Source organism: Shigella dysenteriae, from assembly GCF_022354085.1.
Lineage (GTDB): Bacteria > Pseudomonadota > Gammaproteobacteria > Enterobacterales > Enterobacteriaceae > Escherichia > Escherichia coli.
In genome coordinates, this window is the sequence record NZ_CP055055.1 from 1,862,506 (window position 1) to 1,885,161 (window position 22,656).

The following is a 22,656-nucleotide window of genomic DNA, read 5'->3' on the forward strand; positions in this document are numbered from 1 at the left end:
TTAACATTTTTGAAAGGTGCAACCGCGAAAAATGTGAGGAAGTGCAACCTGATGAAAAATAGTATCGCTGGGCAACAAAATTTGATGTAAATGATGTGTTAAATCGATTGTGAATAACCAGCACTTCCGGCAGGATACGGTCGCCCTGGTAATACATAAACTCTGTTACCCCGTTCCGGTGGCAGATATAACGGCAAGTTTCGACATTGCCGATAATAATTTTTGGAGACTTTAGATGGCTATTAGCACACCGATGTTGGTGACATTTTGTGTCTATATCTTTGGCATGATATTGATTGGGTTTATCGCCTGGCGATCAACCAAAAACTTTGACGACTATATTCTGGGCGGCCGCAGCCTTGGGCCATTCGTGACTGCATTATCGGCAGGCGCGTCGGACATGAGCGGTTGGTTATTAATGGGGTTGCCGGGCGCGGTTTTTCTTTCCGGGATTTCCGAAAGCTGGATCGCCATTGGCCTGACATTAGGCGCGTGGATTAACTGGAAGCTGGTGGCCGGACGGTTGCGTGTTCATACCGAATACAACAATAACGCCTTGACTCTGCCGGATTATTTCACCGGGCGCTTTGAAGATAAAAGCCGCATTTTGCGCATTATCTCCGCGCTGGTTATTTTGCTGTTCTTCACCATTTATTGCGCTTCGGGCATTGTGGCAGGCGCGCGTCTGTTTGAAAGTACCTTTGGCATGAGCTACGAAACGGCTCTGTGGGCGGGAGCTGCGGCGACGATCCTTTACACCTTTATTGGCGGTTTCCTGGCGGTTAGCTGGACTGACACTGTACAGGCCAGCCTGATGATTTTTGCCCTGATCCTGACGCCGGTTATCGTCATTATCAGTGTCGGCGGGTTTGGTGATTCGCTGGAAGTGATCAAACAAAAGAGCATTGAAAACGTGGATATGCTCAAAGGGCTGAATTTTATCGCCATTATCTCACTGATGGGCTGGGGGCTGGGTTACTTCGGGCAGCCTCACATCCTGGCGCGTTTTATGGCGGCGGATTCTCACCACAGCATCGTCCATGCGCGTCGTATCAGTATGACCTGGATGATCCTCTGCCTGGCAGGGGCGGTGGCTGTCGGCTTCTTTGGTATCGCTTACTTTAACGAGCACCCGGCGGTAGCAGGTGCGGTAAACCAGAACGCTGAACGCGTGTTTATCGAACTGGCGCAAACTCTGTTTAACCCGTGGATTGCCGGGATTCTGCTGTCGGCAATTCTGGCGGCGGTAATGTCAACCTTAAGTTGCCAGCTGCTGGTATGTTCCAGTGCGATTACCGAAGATCTATATAAAGCGTTTCTGCGTAAACATGCCAGCCAGAAAGAGCTGGTGTGGGTAGGGCGTGTGATGGTGCTGGTGGTGGCGCTGGTGGCCATTGCGCTGGCGGCAAACCCGGAAAACCGCGTGCTGGGCTTAGTGAGCTACGCGTGGGCAGGCTTTGGCGCGGCGTTTGGTCCGGTGGTGCTGTTCTCGGTGATGTGGTCACGCATGACGCGCAACGGTGCGCTGGCGGGGATGATCATCGGGGCGCTGACGGTTATCGTCTGGAAACAGTTCGGCTGGCTGGGACTGTACGAAATTATTCCGGGCTTTATCTTCGGCAGTATTGGGATTGTAGTGTTTAGTTTGCTGGGTAAAGCGCCGTCAGCGGCGATGCAAAAACGCTTTGCCGAGGCCGATGCGCACTATCATTCGGCTCCGCCGTCACGGTTGCAGGAAGGCTAAGCTGAAGAGTAATTATTTATCTTTTGCTTTTTAACCCGAATGTTCCCTGCCATGCGGTATAAGTTGCCTGGCAGGGAGTGTTCGGGGGCAATTGCTATTTGCCCACCCGGCACAGATGAACAAAATTGCCGCTATCGGTACCTTCAGCTTATGTCCTGCGGCTGGTTGGTTGGGCGAGATAGAATGGATTCGACATATTCCCGCTGTTTTTTAACCACGCCAGTTTTCTCGCACCTTGCTTGGTCACTCCGCTCGATTTCAGGTAGGATCTGGCAGTAGACCACTGGAAGCCGCGTTTTTTACTCCACTTTTCGGCTCCCCCTGCGCTGTTACGCTCCTCCTGGGTCATATTCGCCCATTGTACGATGTCTCCGAAGGTGAACGTGACCCATTTCTGCGGCCCTGTCAGCTTCAACTCACCCAGGGCGGTAAGCCCGTCGTTCTTCAGGTAATTCCTGGCAGTAGTTGGCGCGAGGTTTCTTTCCTTACACCACTTTTCTAAATAACCAACCGGTTTTCGCACATGCTTGTTTAAGGCTGCCCACTGGCGGATATGTTCAAGGGTGAATTTGGCATATTCATGCGGCCTGTTTACCTTTACCTGTCCCGCGTAGTTCAGGCCGTGATCGGTCAGGTAATTTCTGGCATTTTTGATATTAAAATGATTGCGCGTACACCATCCTGGAACTCCCTGTAGAGCGTTTCGCGCCTGCTGGTCCATAGCCGCCCATTTTCGCATGTCGTCTACAGTCAATTTAACATATTGTTGTGGCTCGTCCTCGATGGTCTGCCTGGTGTTGTTTATGTCGTCATTTGCAGTATTTGGTGGGATGTTGCTTGTATTACACGATTGCTGTAATTCCACATCGTTACGCCACGCCAGCGGAGAAATATTTCCAAATTCTCGCATGCCATTGTTGGTAAAGTGTGTTTCTTCTCTTCCGTATTGCTGGGCCGGGGAGTAGCGAGCTGCTTCATGCACCCTGTTTTGACTTTCATCCGTGAGTATTGGCCGTACGGACCAGAGATCAAAGGTTCCATATTGACTGCGTGACATCAGGGTTGTGACAATGGAGTGAAACAGCTCAAGAGTAATATTTGTACTGGTGCACACACCGCTCTTGCTGACTGCAATTTTCATGAGATTGCCCGTGTTGTCATGCTCTTGCGTCTTCGTGAAGGTGATGGTGAAACCGGCAACATCGAAGGTGAACGGTTCAGGAAGTTGCAGATCATTTGCACTTACCACCGGTTGGAACTGATGTCGATGTAGTTCGGTTGTCATCGCAACAGCCAGCAAGTGAACCTCTTCAGGAACCAGTGGAGTAACAGCCATGCCCGTGCTGTAGTCCGCATCCCTTTTGATATAATTATTCATCTGCACCAGAAGCGTCAAAGTTTCCAGACAACTACTCGGGAGTTGTTGCGGTGGAATATAGGTTGCTGCGCTCGTATTGAGGTTGGATATTGGTCTCATGTCATGCTCTCCGTATCCTTACAGGGTTAATGATTCGTATTAAGTCGTAGCCATCCGCATGGCTCCGGGCGATTCAGTCGGCGCACCAGGATGTACACTTCGGATGCGTTCTTGATGTAGTAAACAATCCGCTCATTCTGGTGTTAATGGAAACACCCGTAAAAAGCAGGAGGAATGCCAGTTATTGGCGAATTTACAATGCTGCCATCGGGATGAGTTTTATGAATGTTATTATTTTTTTTACGCCTTGAATCATCGTGGTAAATAATAATTTCTTCCTGTGTTTCATAAAGTACGTAGTTACAATCACTCGTGAATCTTGTCGGTAATTCGACGTTAGCCTTCAGTCAGAGAAAAATTAATACGCAAATTTTTTAATTTATCGATAGGGGAATGGATAAACTATATTCTCGACCCTAATTACAGGGTTCATCTGAAAGCAGTGGCGTCTCATCTTATTACTTCTCTTTCTGTATTCATGCTAGTGGGTTTGTGATAATGTCATAGTAGAAAAATCGTGAGAAAAAAGCCCTGAACAATTATTAACTTATTGATTTTTGTGTGTTGGTGTTTTTGGTGATTGATTTTCACGATGATCTATTACTTCTGGTTAAGATTTCTATTTTTATTATGTGTGACTTTTTTAATGCGCATCCTGCTTCGTTTTATCGTGATTTAGAGTTGTATATAGCTTTAGCCATAAAATGATATCACTGGACATATAATAAGGGGGATTATAATTTCTTGGGTTAATTACGCACTATCAAAAATCGCTCATTCCAGACTTAAATACACATTTTCTCCTGTTTAGGTTGTGGGCGAAAAATTCGATGAGGAGACGAGGTATAATTTCATTCACAACCCTATCACTATCTATTAATAAGCAAAAACAACGTTCTTTTGTGATACGACTAACTGAAAATTCAACCCTTCGGGGCACGCTGCAGCGAGTTTGTCGCCACCAACATTCGTACAAGCTTCATCTGCCGGGCGAAAAGTCAGCTAAATACCTTAAAATAATCGCTTTTGTTTCCGGATTTGTTGTCCTCGTTTTTACATTCCAACATCATTTTATAAACATTCCGCTTGTATTTTTCTTTAGCGTAATGATAATCGCTATCACTGCGATTTACTTTTCTTTGCATAGATTGACTCAGAAAAACGTTTAAGGGTGGGTGGCATGTTTGTTCCGTTTCTCATTATGTTGCGCGAAGGACTTGAAGCCGCGCTGATTGTCAGTTTGATTGCCAGCTATCTTAAGCGTACCCAGCGAGGCCGATGGATTGGTGTGATGTGGATTGGCGTGTTGCTTGCCGCTGCGTTGTGCCTGGGCTTGGGTATCTTCATTAACGAAACCACCGGCGAATTTCCGCAAAAAGAACAGGAACTGTTTGAAGGTATCGTGGCGGTGATCGCCGTGGTGATCCTTACCTGGATGGTTTTCTGGATGCGCAAAGTGTCGCGCAACGTCAAAGTGCAACTGGAGCAGGCAGTCGATAGCGCATTGCAGCGTGGAAATCATCATGGCTGGGCGCTGGTGATGATGGTCTTTTTTGCCGTTGCAAGGGAAGGCCTGGAGTCGGTCTTTTTCCTGCTGGCGGCATTTCAACAAGATGTCGGGATCTGGCCGCCGCTGGGTGCAATGCTCGGTCTTGCTACTGCCGTGGTGCTCGGTTTCCTGCTCTACTGGGGCGGTATTCGCCTCAATCTTGGTGCATTTTTTAAATGGACCAGCCTGTTTATTCTCTTCGTCGCCGCAGGGCTGGCAGCTGGTGCCATTCGCGCATTTCATGAAGCCGGATTGTGGAACCACTTTCAGGAAATCGCCTTCGATATGAGCGAGGGGCTCTCAACTCACTCGCTGTTTGGCACGCTGATGGAAGGGATTTTTGGCTATCAGGAAGCACCGAGCGTCAGCGAAGTCGCCGTCTGGTTTATTTATCTCATCCCGGCGCTGGTGGCATTTGCCCTGCCACTACGCGCAGGGGCGACAGCGTCTCGCTCCGCGTAGCAAATACGACGCAAACTCTTGCTTAGTTACAACATACTTTAAAGGGATAGTCTCGTCATGACCATTAACTTCCGCCGTAACGCATTGCAGTTGAGCGTGGCTGCGCTGTTCTCTTCTGCTTTTATGGCTAACGCCGCTGATATTCCGCAAGTCAAAGTGACCGTGACGGATAAACAGTGCGAACCGATGACCATTACGGTTAACGCCGGGAAAACACAGTTCATTATTCAGAACCATAGCCAGAAGGCGCTGGAGTGGGAGATCCTCAAAGGCGTGATGGTGGTGGAAGAGCGGGAAAATATCGCCCCTGGTTTTAGCCAGAAAATGACGGCGAATTTACAGCCTGGCGAATACGATATGACCTGCGGTCTGCTGACTAACCCGAAAGGGAAGTTGATTGTCAAAGGTGAGGCAACGGCGGATGCGGCGCAAAGTGATGCGCTGTTAAGTCTTGGTGGTGCAATTACTGCATATAAAGCATATGTCATGGCGGAAACCACACAGCTGGTGACCGACACTAAAGCCTTTACCGACGCGATTAAAGCAGGCGATATCGAAAAAGCGAAAGCACTGTATGCGCCGACGCGCCAGCACTATGAGCGCATTGAACCGATTGCTGAACTGTTCTCCGATCTGGATGGCAGCATTGACGCCCGTGAAGATGATTACGAGCAAAAAGCCGCTGATCCAAAATTCACCGGTTTCCACCGTCTGGAAAAAGCATTGTTTGGCGACAACACCACCAAAGGGATGGATCAGTACGCTGAGCAGCTTTATACCGATGTGGTCGATTTGCAAAAACGCATCAGTGAACTGGCTTTCCCACCTTCAAAAGTGGTCGGCGGCGCAGCCGGACTGATTGAGGAAGTGGCAGCCAGCAAAATCAGCGGTGAAGAAGATCGCTACAGCCACACCGATCTGTGGGATTTCCAGGCTAACGTTGAAGGCTCGCAGAAAATTGTCGATCTGCTGCGTCCACAACTGCAAAAAGCCAACCCGGAACTGTTGGCAAAAGTCGATGCCAACTTTAAAAAGGTCGATACCATTCTGGCGAAATACCGTACTAAAGACGGTTTTGAAACCTACGACAAATTGACCGATGCCGACCGGAATGCACTGAAAGGACCGATTACTGCGCTGGCGGAAGATCTGGCGCAACTTCGTGGTGTGCTGGGACTGGATTAAGCGTTATGCAGTATGAAGATGAAAACGGCGTGAATGAACCGTCACGCCGACGTTTACTGAAAGGGATTGGTGCACTGGCGCTGGCGGGAAGTTGTCCGGTCGCTCATGCACAAAAAACGCAAAGTGCACCGGGCACGCTTTCACCGGATGCACGCAATGAGAAACAGCCGTTTTATGGTGAGCATCAGGCAGGAATACTGACGCCACAACAGGCCGCAATGATGCTGGTGGCGTTTGATGTACTTGCCAGCGATAAAGCCGATCTTGAACGGTTGTTTCGCTTGTTGACTCAGCGTTTTGCTTTTCTGACTCAGGGCGGAACAGCACCAGAAACGCCAAATCCGCGCCTGCCACCACTCGATTCCGGCATTCTTGGCGGCTACATTGCGCCCGATAATCTCACCATCACGTTATCGGTGGGTCACTCATTGTTTGATGAGCGCTTTGGCCTTGCGCCACAGATGCCAAAAAAGCTGCAGAAGATGACGCGTTTCCCCAACGACTCGCTGGATGCGGCGTTATGTCATGGTGATGTGTTGCTACAGATTTGCGCCAACACCCAGGACACGGTGATCCATGCGCTGCGCGATATCATCAAACACACGCCGGATTTGCTCAGTGTGCGCTGGAAGCGGGAAGGGTTTATTTCCGATCACGCGGCGCGTAGTAAAGGCAAAGAGACGCCGATTAATTTGCTGGGTTTCAAAGACGGCACTGCCAATCCCGATAGCCAGAATGATAAGTTGATGCAAAAAGTGGTGTGGGTAACGGCAGATCAGCAGGAGCCTGCGTGGACAATCGGTGGCAGCTATCAGGCAGTACGCTTGATTCAGTTTCGAGTGGAATTTTGGGACAGAACGCCGCTGAAAGAACAGCAGACGATTTTTGGCCGTGATAAGCAAACCGGCGCACCGCTGGGAATGCAGCATGAGCACGATGTGCCGGATTATTCCAGCGACCCGGAAGGGAAGGTGATTGCGCTGGACAGCCATATCCGGCTGGCGAATCCCCGCACGGCGGAGAGTGAGTCCAGCCTGATGCTGCGTCGTGGCTACAGTTATTCACTGGGCGTCACCAACTCCGGACAACTGGATATGGGGTTGCTGTTTGTCTGCTACCAACACGATCTGGAAAAAGGCTTCCTGACAGTACAAAAAAGGCTCAATGGCGAAGCGCTGGAGGAATATGTTAAACCCATCGGCGGCGGTTATTTTTTTGCGCTGCCGGGAGTGAAGGACGTGAACGATTATCTCGGAAGCGCATTATTGCGGGTTTAATGTTTTTAGGCGGATAAGGCATTTGTGCGCAGATGCCTGATGCGGCGCTTGCGATGCTTATCATGCCCACAATCGGTGCGGGTTTGGTAGGCTGGATCAGGCGTTCACGCCGCATCCGGCGATCGTGCACTGATGCCTGATGTGAATCCTGCTGAAAGCACACAGCTTTTTTCATCTCTGTCATCACTCTGTCATCTTTCCAGTACAAACTAATGTCACTAAAATGGTGTTTTATAGTTAAATATAAGTGAATATATTGTTGCAATGAATGCGAGATCTGTTGTACTTATTAAGTAGCAGCGGAAGTTCCCGGCAGTGATAGTCAGTCACTATGGAGATCGCGGATGGTAACGTCCTGTACTGGACATGTTTTAGATAATCAACGCGCCACCACTCGCGGAGTTTTCTCCTCCGGTAGTCATCTCGTCACTTTGCATTTTCAACCTCATCCTTTCTTTTCATGTGTTACCGACGCCGTAAACGGTGCGCGTAGCCGTTTTTCGGCATTTTATCCAAAAGCAAACTATGGCTTACAAGGAAGCCAACCCTCTGATGTTCGTGCGCATAATCGCGCTGCCAACGGCGCGTGTGATGAATACAAACAACTCAAGGTGCTCTCCATGGGAAGACAAAAAGCAGTGATCAAAGCTCGTCGCGAGGCAAAACGTGTGCTGAGACGGGATTCGCGCAGCCATAAGCAGCGTGAAGAAGAATCGGTCACCTCGCTTGTGCAGATGAGCGGCGTAGAAGCCATTGGTATGGCCCGCGACAGTCGCGATACTTCGCCCATCCTCGCGCGAAATGAAGCGCAATTGCACTATCTGAAGGCTATTGAGAGTAAGCAGCTGATATTCGCTACGGGCGAAGCCGGGTGCGGAAAAACCTGGATCAGCGCAGCAAAAGCGGCAGAGGCCCTGATACATAAGGATGTCGACAGGATTATCGTCACCCGTCCAGTTCTGCAAGCCGATGAAGATCTTGGCTTCTTACCTGGAGATATCGCAGAAAAGTTTGCTCCCTATTTTCGCCCGGTATACGACGTGCTGGTCCGGCGCTTAGGGGCTTCCTTTATGCAGTACTGCCTGCGACCGGAAATAGGGAAGGTGGAAATTGCGCCGTTCGCCTATATGCGTGGACGTACCTTTGAAAATGCAGTCGTCATTCTTGACGAGGCGCAGAATGTGACTGCCGCGCAAATGAAAATGTTTTTAACCCGCCTCGGGGAGAACGTGACGGTTATCGTCAACGGTGATATCACGCAATGCGATTTACCTCGCGGCGTGCACTCCGGATTAAGTGACGCACTGGAACGTTTCGAAGAAGATGAAATGGTCGGGATCGTCCGATTCGGTAAAGAGGATTGCGTACGTTCGGCACTTTGCCAACGTACGCTACATGCATACAGTTAAGTGTATTATCGGTGCAGAGCCCGGGCGAACCGGGCTTTGTTTTGGGTGTTTATGCCCGGACTAGCGCTTTTTCTGAAACCACCATTTTTATTTGCCCCTGGCTGGTGAAGTGTACGCTCATCCTGTGGCTTTTTTGTAGTTGCTGATAGAGCTCATCAGGTATTGCTAAGCTCTCTGCATATTCTTGCGGCGTATATTGGTAGGCTGCATGATGCTGCTGTTTTTGAAAACGCAGCTTATTGTACAGCGCCCAGACAATTAACACGACGGCATTCGCCACTGCCAGCAAAAAATAGAACTGAAGTCGGCTTCTGGCCTCGCTTTGCCAGTAATAACCCGTCAGCAGATCCATGGCGAATAAGAATATGAACAAAGCAAATAATGTCCACAAGATGGTTGTGGCAACATAATCAACCAGTAAACGTACTGGCGATTGTCGGGTCGTAATAATTAAATTGTTCATATTAACCTCTCAGAATCCCGCGATCGGGACTTACCCAACGGGCGCGTTGCTTTTTAGGCATCAACATGACTCGTGTAAATGATACCAATGTCGTTGCCAGGCTCAGCATCCAGAAAATAACCGGGAACCAAATAATCCAGAAAAGCGATGAAGTCAGATTATGCTCATAGCGATTCTCGATCATCAGGCTGACAATAAATTGCAGTAAACATAACGTACACAATAATATTCCGGCAGTATGTGTCGCAGCGATATGTGTCAATTCAATATTTAACGGTACACCGGCAAGTTGGACTACGTAAATAATGAAACCGACCAGGCAGGTAAAGGCCCATATTGTCGTCAGGCAGTATTCAAAAAACAGTGGCCACATTCGAAAGTTTTCTTTGCGCCATAGCCTTGTCATATTTTTGAGGAATACTTCTGCACCGCCCTGAGCCCAGCGCAGGCGCTGTTTCCACAGCCCTTTTAACGTTTCAGGCATTAATATCCAGCACAGCGCCCGAGGCTCGTAAAAAATCGTCCACTGATTCAACTGCAGCTTCCAGCTAATATCAATATCTTCGGTGATCATATCGTCACTCCAGTAACCCACTTCTGCCAGGGCGCTGCGACGAAATGCGGCAATAACACCGGAAACGGTAAATACGTTTCCATAGATACGCTGGGTTCGCTTGATCAAACCAATAATTGAGGAATACTCGCCAACCTGAATTTTACCCACCAGGGTAGAACGTGTGCGAATACGAGGATTACCGGTTACGGCACCCACACGCGGGTTGTACAACATCGGTTCCACAATATATGCCGCCGCATCGCGGTCTAATAACGCGTCGCCATCAATGCACACCAGATATTCACTTTTCGCCGCGGCAGCTCCGGTTTTAAGCGCAATGGCTTTCCCCTGGTTTTGCGCCAGATGAATGACCCGCAAATGGGGAATTTGTGCAGCCATGCGATCCAGGATGGCACGGGTTTTATCTGTTGAACCGTCATTTACGGCAATAACTTCAATGTTCTCATAACGCTGTGCTAAAGCGGCGTGTATGGTTTCCTCAACGTTTTTCTCCTCATTAAAACAGGGAATGATAATGGAGATAGACGGGTTATCTTTCAACTGGGGGGCTGGTGCGTTTTCTCCCCACGGCCAGTGGCGTTCACGATAGACCCAGAAATAGACGCCGCCAACAATCCACATAATGGACATAAAAAACGGCCAGAAGAAAACGAACCTCATCATCAGTTCACCAGAGTGAAAGTACGCTACGCATAGGGGGATGCATAACACCAGACATAATATAAAAAACGATACGATGCGATTAATCATTTTTCGGATACCAGGCTGTTGAAAATTCAGGACGAATAACGTCTATTTCAGGTTGGTTATGCAGAAAATTGTCGGGATAATAACCATAATTTTTCACTCCATTCAGTTGTAATAGGCTCATCCAGTGAGCGAGTTGTTGCGAAGAAATAGCCTGATGCTGACCATTTTTCTGCCAGTTTTGTGCCTGTAATTCTAAAATAGATTTGTCTTTAGCCTGAGGGATGCTTTTAATCTGATTGATCAGTTGTATTAACCATTGATCAGCCGATTTTTCTGCGACACCTTCCATATAAGGCATAGCCATAATAGCAGTCCAGTCATAGCTTTTTAGGAAATCAGCATAATTCTGTGCAAACCAGGCTTCACTTTCAGGTTGTGTTACCGGAAGTGCAAAAATATTTCGTGCAGTTTTAACATGTGGACCACGAATGGCTTTTACGCGCGCACTAAGTTCTAAAGTGAAGTCAGTTAACGCACGACTTTTAAAGCGGGTCCACTGTTTAAATTGCTCCGGGTTTTGTCGAATTTCGCTCAGACTCCCGCTAAAGCCTGCTTGCTGATAAGCCGCGATGGTAATGACTCCAACTTATTGATAGTGTTTTATGTTCAGATAATGCCCGATGACTTTGTCATGCAGCTCCACCGATTTTGAGAACGACAGCGACTTCCGTCCCAGCCGTGCCAGGTGCTGCCTCAGATTCAGGTTATGCCGCTCAATTCGCTGCGTATATCGCTTGCTGATTACGTGCAGCTTTCCCTTCAGGCGGGATTCATACAGCGGCCAGCCATCCGTCATCCATATCACCACGTCAAAGGGTGACAGCAGGCTCATAAGACGCCCCAGCGTCGCCATAGTGCGTTCACCGAATACGTGCGCAACAACCGTCTTCCGGAGCCTGTCATACGCGTAAAACAGCCAGCGCTGGCGCGATTTAGCCCCGACGTATCCCCACTGTTCGTCCATTTCCGCGCAGACGATGACGTCACTGCCCGGCTGTATGCGCGAGGTTACCGACTGCGGCCTGAGTTTTTTAAATGGCGGAAAATCGTGTTGAGGCCAACGCCCATAATGCGGGCGGTTGCCCGGCATCCAACGCCATTCATGGCCATATCAATGATTTTCTGGTGCGTACCGGGTTGAGAAGCGGTGTAAGTGAACTGCAGTTGCCATGTTTTACGGCAGTGAGAGCAGAGATAGCGCTGATGTCCGGCGGTGCTTTTGCCGTTACGCACCACCCCGTCAGTAGCTGAACAGGAGGGACAGCTGATAGAAACAGAAGCCACTGGAGCACCTCAAAAACACCATCATACACTAAATCAGTAAGTTGGCAGCATCACCTTATTTCGTTATTTCCGGAAGACTACAAGAAATTTTTATCGAGCAGGGGTTGCAAAATAACTCCCTGAGTATTTCGCATTGCCGTACCCACGCCATTGCGACTGTCATCGTTTATTAACTCAACATATGTGATGAATATGTACAAATATAATGATTTAAATGAAAAAACCGTACTGGTGACAGGAGCCAGTGGTGATATTGGACTGGGTATTTGCGAAAAATATCTGGAGCAGAACTGCGATGTTTATGCGCTCTATAAATCCAACGACGTGCAATTAACGGCGCTGAAAGCAAGCCATCCTGCAGGCGATAAACTGCATATTGTGCAGTGCGATCTCGCCTGCCCCCAGAGCGTGAGCGCATTGTGCGAACAGATAGAGCGCGAAGCTGGCAAGATTGATGTGCTGGTGAATAACGCGGGCATCGTTAAAGACAGCCTGTTTGCCTCGATGAGCTATGAGGATTTCACCCAGGTTATCGAAACCAACATGTTCAGCATTTTCCGTCTGACGAAAGACGCGCTGATGTTGCTTCGTGCGGCAGAAAATCCCGCCATTATTAACGTTGCCTCTATTGCAGCGCTGATCCCAAGCGTCGGTCAGGCGAATTACAGCGCGTCAAAAGGGGCGATCCTAGGCTTCACCCGCACGCTGGCAGCAGAAATGGCACCCTGGGGCGTTCGCGTCAACGCGGTCGCACCGGGAATGATTGAATCGAAAATGGTGAAAAAAGTATCCCGCGCAGTGGTCCGTGCGGTAACCAGTACCATCCCGTTACGCCGTCTGGGTAAATGTGAAGAAGTGGCGAACACCATCGTCTTCTTAAGTTCCTCTGCCTCCAGCTACATTGTCGGCCAGACCATCGTTATCGATGGCGGCCTGGTCATGCGGTGATTTATGTCTAAATACACGATTCCTTCGAAAATCTTCCTCGAAATGGGCGGCTGGCGTCAGCCGCTGCTGATGGTCGATAAAATTGCAGATTATAAATACGGTGAAAATGGCTTTGTCAGTGTCGTGAAACACGTCACCTATAACGAACCGTATCTACTGGGGCATTTCCCGGAAGATCCGATTATGCCCGGGGTGATTATTTCGGAAATCTTCGGCCAGGCCAGCGAGTATCTCTCTTTCCTGACCGACATTTGCGATATCTGGCGCGAACGTTTTGAGGAAGAGCTGAAGTCGTTACGTGATATTCACGCACGCATTCACCGCCCTGAAATGCTGGAGATTATCCGTACCCGGCGCAGCCAGGTACGCGGCGTGCTGGCTGCTCAGAACCTGAAATTTAAAGATATCGCCTATCCGGGTGATTCTATTGATGTTGTCAGCAAATTGGCTTTTTCGGATGCCAGTGGCTTTAAACACTATTCCGTGACCGCGTACGTCGGTAAAAAGCTGATTAGTCAGGGCACCATTATCAATTTTCGTGAAACCAAGTAATCCAATAAGAGAGTAAATATTATGTCTACCATGAATGACGCTATTGAACAGCGTAAAGAAGTTCTGATGACCATTAAAACTGAGATCATCCAGCGACTGAATATTCAACGCGATGAAGCGCAAATTGATGATGATACTGCGCTGTTTGGTAATGGTTTTAAACTGGACTCCGTCGATGCAACGGAAATTGTCGTTCTGCTGGATAAAGTATTTGATATCAAGATCAGCGAAAGTGACGACCCGTCCTATATGCGCAGTATCAATAGTCTGGCCACCTTCGTTATTCAAAAGAAAAACGATTAACTACTTATTAAAGAATTAATTATCAGGACACTTTTATGAAATCTCTTGCTGAATTTCACTTGAAAAATAATGCGGTAATGGGGGTATATAACAACCGTACCCTACCTTCTTCTTATCACGATGCTATGACCGAATATAAAGCCGTTCGTGAAAACGCGCTGCTGGTGGACTATTCTCACCTCTCTATTGTTAGCGTCATGGGCGATGATGCCTGGGCGCTGATCAACCAGCTGGTTTCCGCAGATGTCTCCATCATTCGTGATGAGCAGGCAATCTACTCACTGGTGTTGAATGAAGAGGGCACCATTCGCGGAGACGTCTATGTGCTGTGCAGCATCGACGGTTATTACCTGCTGTCTGAAGATATTTCGGCTACCGAACTGATCGCCAGCATGAATACCATTCTCGAAAAAGCGGAAGAACTGGATATTCAATCGCTGCCTGAAATTCAGGATATGCGGGAAAACAACTGGGGGGCAATCCTGCTCGAAGGCCCATACTCCTGGGAGATCATGTCTGAAATTCATGGCTTTGACGTGATTGGCCTGCCTTACTACGAATACATGAATACCGATGAGGATCTGCTGATCTTCCGCTGTGGTAAACACGGTGAGTATGCGTACATGACCATCGGTGAGCAGGCGAAACTGGCGGAGCAGTGGGAAAAACTGTTAACCGTCGGCGAGAAATACCTGATGCAGACCGGCGGTCTGGATTATCAAAAAATCGTACGCCTCGAAAATCCGTGCTGGGATGCCAGCCTGTGGGAAGGTCAGTCGGTGAATCCGGTTCAGTTGCAGATGCAGTGGGCGGTGCAGTACGACAAAGATGATTTTATTGGCAAGGACGCGGTGACAGAGCTCTCCCAGGAGTATACCGGTAATAAACTCATCGGCATGATCGCTCAGGAAGAATGCGAAGGCATTGAGGCTGGCGATCGTGTGCTGGTGGAAGGTCAAGACGTGGGCTATGTCGTGAAAGCGGTATTTTCCCCGGCATTGCAGCGTTTCATTGCCCTGACCCTGCTGGAAAAGGATTACGCCTGGTCTGATATCAGCGGCTACGAAATTCAAACTGCCCACGGAATTATTCCGGCGCAATCAAAATGTATGCCGTTTATTTATAACCTGAGCATGTTGGTTAGCCCAACTGAGCACAGTTATATCGACGCGTCAAAAAATAAAAGCGCAGCGTAATGAATATCGCCGCGTGACTATAGCTTACGCGGCTTAAATTAACCCCAATTGGCGGGATTGCCAGGTATTATTCATGAAAACGAACAGGAAAAGAGTTGTTATTACCGGGCTGGGGATTTTGTCCTCACTGGCGGAAAATATTCAGGATTTCCGGGAAGCATTATTAAATAAAAAAAATGGCGTTGCGGATAGCGAACGCTTTGCAAAATGGTTTGAAAATGCGCGTGCGGCAGAAGTGTTGCATGACATTGAATACTCCGATCTGAACGATGATGTTATCGATTCACTGGATAACGCAGCGCTCTGGGCCTACAAAGTGGGTAAAGATGCGCTGAGTCAGGCCGGCCTGATGGATAGCCGTGACACCCTCAAAGAAACAGGCATGATCGTCGGTGTTTCCTCCGCGGGTACAGAGGCCTTTTTACCGCTGTTCGAACAGCGCATGGAAGATTTCTCGCTGCGTAAAGCACTCTTTTCCGGCGCATTCTCATCCTGTTGTTCCAGCGTTTCAACGCTGCTGGGCTTACAGGGTGGGGTTGAACTGGTCGCGACCGCGTGTACCGCCAGCCCGAACGCCGTGGGGATGGCCTTTGACTACATCCAGAATGGTAAAAGCAAAACCATGCTGGCAGTAGGTACCGAGCCCATCTATCTGCCGACCTTTGCCGGATTCTACGCACTGAATGTCATGCATCCAGACACTTGTACGCCGTTCTCGGGTCAGTCCGGTATGTCGATTGGTGAAGGTGCGGGCGCTATCGTACTGGAAGAGTATGAGCATGCAGTAGCCCGTGGGGCGACCATTTATGGTGAGATCCTCTCTTACGCCACTTCCTGCGATGCTTTCCATGAAACCGGGCCAGATCCGCGTGCCAGCGGAGCGGTGCAGGTCATGAACAAGGCAATGGCAAATGCGGGTGTAACCCCAGAGCAAATCGATTACGTCAACGCGCACGGTACAGGTACCGAAGCCAATGACCGTATCGAAACGCTGGCAATGAAAAAGGTCTTCGCTAACCACGATAAACTGCTGGTGAGCTCCACCAAATCTTACTTTGGCCACAACATTGGCGCAGCGGGGATTGTGGAACTGATTGCCTGTCTGGCAACACTGCCGGACAACCGCGTACTGCCGACGCTGAATTTCAGCCAGGCACGCCCGAATTGCGATCTGGACTATGTGCCGAATGAATTTCGCGATCGCAAAGTGAACATCTTCATGAAGAATAACTATGCCTTCGGCGGCAACAACTGCTGCATGATCCTGAGCATGGAGCCCGCGTCCATTCCGGTCAGTACCTATGATTCGAAGCGTGTGGCTATCTCGGGCGTCGGTGCAGTATCCGCAATTGGCCACACGCTCAACCAGGTTCTGGAAAACATCTGGGCGCAGGACCACCACGTTGAACTGGGTAGCGTAACCTTCCCGGACGATACACTGGAAGAAGCCAAAGAGCTGCTGGCCGTGCTGGATGAATCAAACCAGTTTGCCGAGCTGTTTGATGAAGAGTACAGCTTCAGCGACGCTACGCTTCCGGAAACGGCAAGCAACTTCAAAACGTTCCAGGTTTCCGGGCTGGAGCCGCGTAAACACCTGCGTCGTTTCGATCAGCGTAAAGCAACCCGTGGCGGCACGTTTGCCCTGATCGCACTCACCGAAGCGCTGGAACAGGCGAAGCGTAAAATCAAACGCGACGGCGATGAGCTGGGCATGATCATGGGGATGTCCCGCGGCCCGCAGGAAACCACCTACAAATATCTGCAAAGCCTGAAACCCGATCCACGCAAAGTACGTACGTCGGAATTCCCTGGCTCACTGATGAATGCGATCCCAACGTTCTGCGGGATCTCTGAAGGGATCAAAGGGTATACCACTACGCTTGCGACAGGGGAAAACTCGGCGCTGGGCGCACTGACCTACGGTTATGAAATCGTCCGGCAGAACCTGCAACCGCAGGTATTGGTTGGCGGCGCGGATGAGTACTTCCCGTCGATGTCGCTGTATATGGATGCGGTGACACAAAAGATCCACATGACGGCTGAGGCGAGCGACTATCAAATTTACGGTAAAGATCCGCAGGGTTATGTTCCGGGCGAGGGTGCCTGCATGCTGCTGCTGGAAGATCCACAGTTGGCTGTGGCGCGTGGCGCTGAGGTTCTCGCGGAAGTGGTGGGCTACGGTAAGTCATGTAGTAATACCTACTTCGACGCCTCATTGTTGGAAGAAAAATCCGCGTCGATGGCGCTGGCCATTGAACGCGCCCTTACGCATGCGGGCATCTCTGCTGGCGATATTGATTTGGTATGTGGTACCAGCAACGGCAGCGATGACCATTCTCGTATCGAAATTGACGCCATTTACAACACCTTCGCCGCGCAAAACCCGGCGGTGCCGGTAGTGAACTACAACGCTTGCTTTGGTTTTGTCGCCTCTGCCGCTGGTTTGCTTAACCTCGCCGTGATTACTGACTGCATTAAGAAGCAGGCAGTACCTGCGATTCCAAATACGGTGGAATTCTTTGATGAGCGTGTGAATTTTGTACGCCAGTCGATGAAACTTGCGCTGAACCATGTCCTGCTTGTTGGCGCAACGGAAGGCGGCAACTACTACGCGTTCGTCATTAAGGGATAAGACTGTGGACAATGCCGCTATTATTTCGGGTTACAGCGTGTGGATGCCGTATGCCGAAGACTGTTCGCAGTTAATTGACAATCTGAAACAGGGGAAACGCGTTGCGCGTACACCCTGGTTTACCTCCAACGAGGAAGCCATTAAATGCGGGTTTAAGGGTAATCCGTCAGTGGCGACGTTGAAACAGGTGGACGATAGCGCATTGGACCTGCTGTCTCAGTTGATCGACGAAGCCCTGGAACAGGCAATGCTGGATAAGCATTGCCTGGCCGGGCGCAACGTTCGCGTTTACCTGACCGGTATTGGGCCGCGTATCGACGGGCTGGATTACAAATCTTTCTATAATTACAACGATGTAGAAGATATCAACTTAACGCAATCCATCACCAATCTGCATGCCGCGAAGATGTCGCAGGACACGATTTCAAGCCATCTTGCGCGCAAATATCGCTTGCAGTATTTGCCGCCTAACATGAACTGCACCAGTAACTCGTCACTGACTGCGGTGCATCTGGCGACGCAGGGCATTGAGCAGGGCGGGATTGATCTCGCGATTGTGCTGAACTGTTCGAAAATTAAAACCCAGGATATCTGGTTCCTGGAAACTCAATCGATGCTGGACAGCGAACAGGTTCAGCCGTTTGGTGAAAACAGTAAAGGTGTGGCGTTCGCAGAAGGTTTTAGCGCGCTCCTACTGGAAAGCGCTCATCACCGCCGGGCGCGTCAACAAAGTGAGGGCGTAAGGGTGCAAACGACTTACACCCAAATCAGCGCGGGCCGCAGCAACGATGCCTCCTGGCTTAGCACTAACGTGCACAAGGTCATGCAGGCCGCGATGAAGCAGGCTGAAATTGCGCTGGATGATCTTGCAGCCATTCTTCCACACGGCAACGGTTCGGCAGTGAGCGATAACGCGGAGGCCAAAGCCATCGCCATGTTCGCAGGGGAGCGACAGATCCCCGTTCTCGCCTATAAAGGGCAGATCGGCTATACCGCAACCGGATCTGGTGTTGTCGATCTGATCATTGGCCACCATTCGTTGACGCATCATCAACTGATCGCACCTGTTGGCAACGACGTCATTATCGACAGCATGGCTTCGCTGGTACTTACGGACGGCAGCGTGACAAACCATAGCAAACGCCATTTGCTGAAGGTTGGTGTGGGTGTCGATGGTTCGGTTATTGGCGTTGTTATGTCAAATATGCAAGCGGGGCGCGCGAAATGACGGAAAAGAGTATCTACCTGTCTTCCTGGGCGCTTACGGAACCGGACGACATTTTTTATTTTTATCAGCCGACCTGGCTCAACGCCTGGGAAGCACATATGTACGAAAGGGGATTATACGGCACCCGTGCTAATGGCTGGGGACTGAAGCGCTTTGGCGTGGAGAACGATATTTATGCGCCAGAACGGATCCGTAATCCACAATATATGCCTTACCTTGAGGCGATGGAGCAGGTGACCGATTCTGCATTACAACAAATGCCGACTAAAGAACGCATGAAGTTAATGAAATCGCGCACGGCATTTATTTATGCCGATTCCTGGGGCGAATCCGGTTCGTTTGAAAAAATTTCCAGTGCGCTGCATATCGCCACTATTGATACGCTTCCCAAGAATTTACTTAAGAAGTTTTCGATAACGGAACCGACTTGCAAGATTCGCGGCGAAAAACAGGCATTCGTTCAGGCGCTGCGTATGGCGCAGGATTATCTCGCCTGGGATGTATTCGATAACGTGGTGATTTGTGCTGCCTATCGGGCAATTCCGGTGCTGGTATTCTCTGAAGAAGATGTGGGTAAACCGCCTAAGCGTTTATTTCCCCGTCGTGCTGATGAGGTGAATTTATCTGTTGAACGAGTGGGTTGTTTTATTCTCAGCCAGCGTGAGAGCGCCATCAGGCTGCAATGCGGGGAATATCATTCCGGCACTGCGCCACAGCATGCTACGGATATTGATGTCATGGCCTTCAGCGAACGGCAACAAATGCCGTCCCGGCCTGCTGCTGGTGTTATCGACCTGGTGGCCCATTACGGTGAAAGCGGTTGTCTGACGCCCGCGTTGAGTATGGATTATTTAACCCGTCATATTCAGCCCGGTGGAAAAATGCGTACAGTCATTGCCGATAAACAGTTTGGTTATCACTACTTTGACCTTGAATACCTTGAAGGATAACGACAGTCGTATGCAATCTACTATTAAATCGTTGCCCGCTATTTCGCTTAGCAACATTTACAAGTGTTATGGCGCTGGGGCAGGAAAGGTTGATGCGCTTAAAAGCATTAATCTTGATATCAATAAAGGCGAATTTCTCGCACTGTGTGGGCCGTCAGGCAGTGGTAAAAGTACTCTGTTGAATATTCTCTCGGGTATTGATAAACCGACCAGCGGAACGGTGATATTTTTAAATAAATTACTGAACCAACTGCCGGAAGAGCAGTTGGCTGTGATTCGTGGAAAACATTTGGGTTTTATTTTTCAGTTTTTTAACCTTATGCCGGTATTAAATATTTTCGATAACGTTTATTTCCCACTGGTGCTTAATGGTCAGTTCAGTAAAAAAGAAGCCACTGAACGGACGCTGCATTATCTCGATAGTGTTGGATTAAGCGGTTTTGGCGATCGCAAACCGGGGCAATTATCGGGCGGTCAACAACAGCGTGTCGCCATCGCCCGGGCACTGGCCCACGAACCGATGGTGGTCATTGCCGATGAACCGACGGGAAATTTAGACCTGACAACCGGCGAGGCTATTTTGGACCTGCTGTTGACGATTAATCAGCAGACAGGCACCACATTTGTTATTTCCACGCACTCCAGCGAATTAAAAGCGCGGGCGCGGCGAGTGGTTGAAATTCAGGATGGAGTATTGATTCATGACTCAGATGCATAAAGGATTTTTGCTTATCGGCGTCTTTTTGTACGCGGCGTTTTTGGCCCCGAAGATTTACGCGGCAACTCCCGACGCCGTTAACCAGGTTCTGCAACAAGGGCTTCCGGCGCAGCCTGCCGCGCTGGCGACGCTGACCGAAGCGTTAAAGAAAGAGTATGAAGCCAGGCACAATGTGGTGGCGCTGGTTTTTTACGCCTATGGCTTACTGCGTCAGGCGGACGGTTATGCGGCAACAAACGATTTTATCCATGCCTCAGAATACGCCAAAAGCGGCTTTTTCTGGCTGGATGAAGCGGTGGATTTGCAGGAGAAAAATCAACGCGTACGCTATTTACGTGCCCGCGTAGATGCCTATTTACCCGCAGACTCAGGGCGTTGCGTGGTGACAGTCAAAGACACCGAACACATGCTGGCTGACCCGGCGATATGGACGACAACGATCCGCGACCATATTCTGGCGATGCGTTATCGTGCATTACGTCACTGCAAGGACACCACCCGCGCGAATGCGTTGTTGGCGCAAATTAAAGGGCAAAACGCCGCGCTTGCGCAGTCGCTGACGCAGGATTTTAATGTTGTACCAGAATGGGATAGTGAAGAGTTAACCCAGGTACTGCTGCCGCTGATGAAAGGTGAGTAAATGTCCGGGGAAATTTTAGCTGTTAATAGCGTTCTGCTGCTGATTCTGTTTTTTGTGTTTTATCAGCTTCTGTTTTATTCACGAGATGTCAAATTTGCATTTTTGAATCTCTTTCGCCACAAGCGTCGCTCTTTTTCTACTATAACCGCCATTGTATTGGGTGGCGTGGCAATTTTTTTATATGGCGGATTTATTGATTACTCTTTCTGGATCCTGAAAGAGCAGACGATTCGTACCAATATTGGTCATGTACAAATTTACAATCAGCACTATTTTGAAACGTCGAATAAAAATAAGAGCCTGATTGCCGATTATGCGGCGTTAAAGAAAGCTATTTTGTCGGACCCGACGCTGGCGACGGATATTTCCACGCTCTCCGGGCAACTGGAGTTTACTGGCGTAATTTCACATTACGAGAGCGAAACCTCCAGCTATTTCTCTGCGCTGGGGGTGGAGCCGTTACCCGCTTTAAAGCTGGGTTCGTTCGATAAGATTATCGCGGGGAGCGATCTTTCCCGGGTAAAAGGTGATGAAATCACCCTGGGCAGCGGTCTGGCGAAAACGTTGAATGCGAAATATGACGACTGGCTGGATGTGATGGTGGTCAACACGGCGGGCGGGCAGGGCGCATTGTCGCTAAAAATGCGTGGCATTTTTGAGTCAGGCATTAAAGATTATGACGATGTCGCGATGAAGATCCCGCTGGACACCGCGCAGCGCATGATGGGTACGGATGGCGTCAGCAAAGTGCTTATTCTGCTTAAAGAAGATGGCACCGCGGCGTTTAGCGCTAAGCTGCGTCAGTTTATCGAACGCAATCATTTGCCGCTGGTGGTCAAAGACTGGCGTGATGTTTCACTCTTTTATCAACAGGTTGAAGGGTTGCTATCGGGGATCTATTTCTTCATCAAGCTGATTGTTGCGCTGATTGTCATCTTCATGATCGGCAATTCGATGGCAATGAACATTGTTGAGCGCACCCGTGAAATAACCACTCTGCGTGCCATAGGCCTGAAGCCGCTTCACGTCACGCGCTTGTTTCTGACAGAAGGCATTTTTATTGGTGTGATTGGCGCCGTCGGCAGCCTGCTGGTGGGGGGCGTGTTAGCCTGGATTATTAATCTTTATGGTATTGCGATGCCGCCATCGCCGGGACAAACCATCGGCTATACCGCCTTTATAAAAACCAGTAACCCGGAATTGATTTGGGTGACGGTGGTATTACCTATTTTGACAGCAACAGGTGCCTCTGTGTTACCGGCTTTACGTGCTTCCCGGCTGAATATTTCTGACGCATTTAAATTCTCGTAGG

Annotated in this window: 19 protein-coding genes and 2 pseudogenes; 16 read left to right on the plus strand and 5 right to left on the minus strand. The window is 49.5% G+C overall.

All coding sequences use genetic code 11. The features are described 5' to 3' along the window. Positions 1-235 precede the first annotated feature (235 nt). Entirely contained in the window at positions 236-1,744 is a 1,509-nt protein-coding gene (gene putP, locus HUZ68_RS08855) for a sodium/proline symporter PutP (RefSeq protein WP_033815733.1), read from the plus strand. Between the two features lie 148 nt (positions 1,745-1,892). On the opposite strand, the gene HUZ68_RS08860 is transcribed toward putP, so the two are convergent. After that, positions 1,893-3,221 (minus strand): hypothetical protein, encoded by a 1,329-nt coding sequence (locus HUZ68_RS08860; RefSeq protein ID WP_033815734.1) that lies wholly within the window; start codon positions 3,219-3,221, stop codon positions 1,893-1,895. 1,180 nt (positions 3,222-4,401) lie between these two features. Between HUZ68_RS08860 and efeU the strand changes: the two genes are divergently transcribed. The 4 genes from efeU to phoH all read left to right on the plus strand — a co-directional run bounded on the left by efeU (position 4,402) and on the right by phoH (position 9,103). Next, on the plus strand, positions 4,402-5,232 hold the full coding sequence (gene efeU, locus HUZ68_RS08865; RefSeq protein ID WP_033815735.1) for an iron uptake transporter permease EfeU: 831 nt from the start codon (positions 4,402-4,404) through the stop codon (positions 5,230-5,232). Between the two features lie 57 nt (positions 5,233-5,289). Continuing rightward, a complete protein-coding gene (efeO, locus tag HUZ68_RS08870) occupies positions 5,290-6,417 on the plus strand; it encodes an iron uptake system protein EfeO (protein ID WP_000154383.1) in 1,128 nt (375 codons plus the stop codon). A gap of 5 nt (positions 6,418-6,422) precedes the next feature. Then, positions 6,423-7,694, plus strand: a complete 1,272-nt coding sequence (gene efeB / locus HUZ68_RS08875) for an iron uptake transporter deferrochelatase/peroxidase subunit (RefSeq protein ID WP_033815736.1) — start codon at positions 6,423-6,425, stop codon at positions 7,692-7,694. A 620-nt stretch (positions 7,695-8,314) separates the two neighbouring features. Next, positions 8,315-9,103, plus strand: a complete 789-nt coding sequence (phoH, locus tag HUZ68_RS08880; protein WP_001383000.1) for a phosphate starvation-inducible protein PhoH — start codon at positions 8,315-8,317, stop codon at positions 9,101-9,103. Between the two features lie 49 nt (positions 9,104-9,152). On the opposite strand, the gene pgaD is transcribed toward phoH, so the two are convergent. The 4 genes and pseudogenes from pgaD to HUZ68_RS08900 form a co-directional block, all read right to left on the minus strand. After that, on the minus strand, positions 9,153-9,566 hold the full coding sequence (gene pgaD, locus HUZ68_RS08885; RefSeq protein ID WP_001061095.1) for a poly-beta-1,6-N-acetyl-D-glucosamine biosynthesis protein PgaD: 414 nt from the start codon (positions 9,564-9,566) through the stop codon (positions 9,153-9,155). Position 9,567: 1 nt separating this feature from the next. Further along, positions 9,568-10,893, minus strand: coding sequence for a poly-beta-1,6-N-acetyl-D-glucosamine synthase (gene pgaC, locus HUZ68_RS08890; protein WP_000610455.1), 1,326 nt, complete (start codon positions 10,891-10,893; stop codon positions 9,568-9,570). Beyond that, positions 10,886-11,464: pseudogene (locus HUZ68_RS08895) on the minus strand (poly-beta-1,6-N-acetyl-D-glucosamine N-deacetylase PgaB); the annotation flags it as partial. The gene pgaC and the pseudogene HUZ68_RS08895, both read right to left, overlap by 8 nt. 15 nt (positions 11,465-11,479) lie before the next feature. Continuing rightward, a protein-coding gene (locus HUZ68_RS08900; protein WP_095033700.1) for an IS1-like element IS1B family transposase occupies positions 11,480-12,177 on the minus strand; the annotation gives its coding sequence in 2 pieces (ribosomal slippage) (positions 11,480-11,928 and positions 11,928-12,177; 699 coding nt in all). A 44-nt stretch (positions 12,178-12,221) separates the two neighbouring features. On the opposite strand from HUZ68_RS08900, the pseudogene HUZ68_RS08905 reads away from it, so the two are divergent. From HUZ68_RS08905 to HUZ68_RS08955, 11 genes and pseudogenes are all read left to right on the plus strand, one after another. Next, positions 12,222-12,350 (plus strand): annotated as a pseudogene (locus HUZ68_RS08905) (holo-ACP synthase); the annotation flags it as partial. A gap of 13 nt (positions 12,351-12,363) precedes the next feature. Continuing rightward, entirely contained in the window at positions 12,364-13,125 is a 762-nt protein-coding gene (locus HUZ68_RS08910; protein WP_001389574.1) for an SDR family NAD(P)-dependent oxidoreductase, read from the plus strand. Positions 13,126-13,128: 3 nt separating this feature from the next. Continuing rightward, complete coding sequence (locus HUZ68_RS08915; protein ID WP_000049966.1) at positions 13,129-13,677, plus strand: 3-hydroxyacyl-ACP dehydratase FabZ family protein; 549 nt, start codon at positions 13,129-13,131, stop codon at positions 13,675-13,677. Between the two features lie 21 nt (positions 13,678-13,698). Next, positions 13,699-13,980, plus strand: a complete 282-nt coding sequence (locus tag HUZ68_RS08920; RefSeq protein ID WP_000106017.1) for an acyl carrier protein — start codon at positions 13,699-13,701, stop codon at positions 13,978-13,980. Between the two features lie 35 nt (positions 13,981-14,015). Next, entirely contained in the window at positions 14,016-15,176 is a 1,161-nt protein-coding gene (locus HUZ68_RS08925; RefSeq protein WP_028131848.1) for an aminomethyl transferase family protein, read from the plus strand. A gap of 73 nt (positions 15,177-15,249) precedes the next feature. Beyond that, on the plus strand, positions 15,250-17,808 hold the full coding sequence (locus tag HUZ68_RS08930) for a beta-ketoacyl-[acyl-carrier-protein] synthase family protein (RefSeq protein ID WP_023307863.1): 2,559 nt from the start codon (positions 15,250-15,252) through the stop codon (positions 17,806-17,808). A gap of 4 nt (positions 17,809-17,812) precedes the next feature. Continuing rightward, on the plus strand, positions 17,813-19,036 hold the full coding sequence (locus tag HUZ68_RS08935; protein WP_033815739.1) for a beta-ketoacyl synthase: 1,224 nt from the start codon (positions 17,813-17,815) through the stop codon (positions 19,034-19,036). Next, the gene (locus tag HUZ68_RS08940; RefSeq protein WP_000137012.1) at positions 19,033-19,986 is read left to right on the plus strand and encodes a hypothetical protein; all 954 of its coding nucleotides are present in this window, start codon (positions 19,033-19,035) and stop codon (positions 19,984-19,986) included. The genes HUZ68_RS08935 and HUZ68_RS08940 overlap by 4 nt, the downstream gene beginning before the upstream one ends. A 10-nt stretch (positions 19,987-19,996) precedes the next feature. Further along, on the plus strand, positions 19,997-20,704 hold the full coding sequence (locus tag HUZ68_RS08945) for an ABC transporter ATP-binding protein (protein WP_239594115.1): 708 nt from the start codon (positions 19,997-19,999) through the stop codon (positions 20,702-20,704). Then, positions 20,688-21,344: a hypothetical protein gene (locus tag HUZ68_RS08950; protein ID WP_000192886.1), complete on the plus strand. Its 657-nt coding sequence runs from the start codon at positions 20,688-20,690 to the stop codon at positions 21,342-21,344. The genes HUZ68_RS08945 and HUZ68_RS08950 overlap by 17 nt, the downstream gene beginning before the upstream one ends. Continuing rightward, positions 21,345-22,655: an ABC transporter permease gene (locus HUZ68_RS08955; RefSeq protein WP_000012262.1), complete on the plus strand. Its 1,311-nt coding sequence runs from the start codon at positions 21,345-21,347 to the stop codon at positions 22,653-22,655. Position 22,656: the final 1 nt, after the last annotated feature.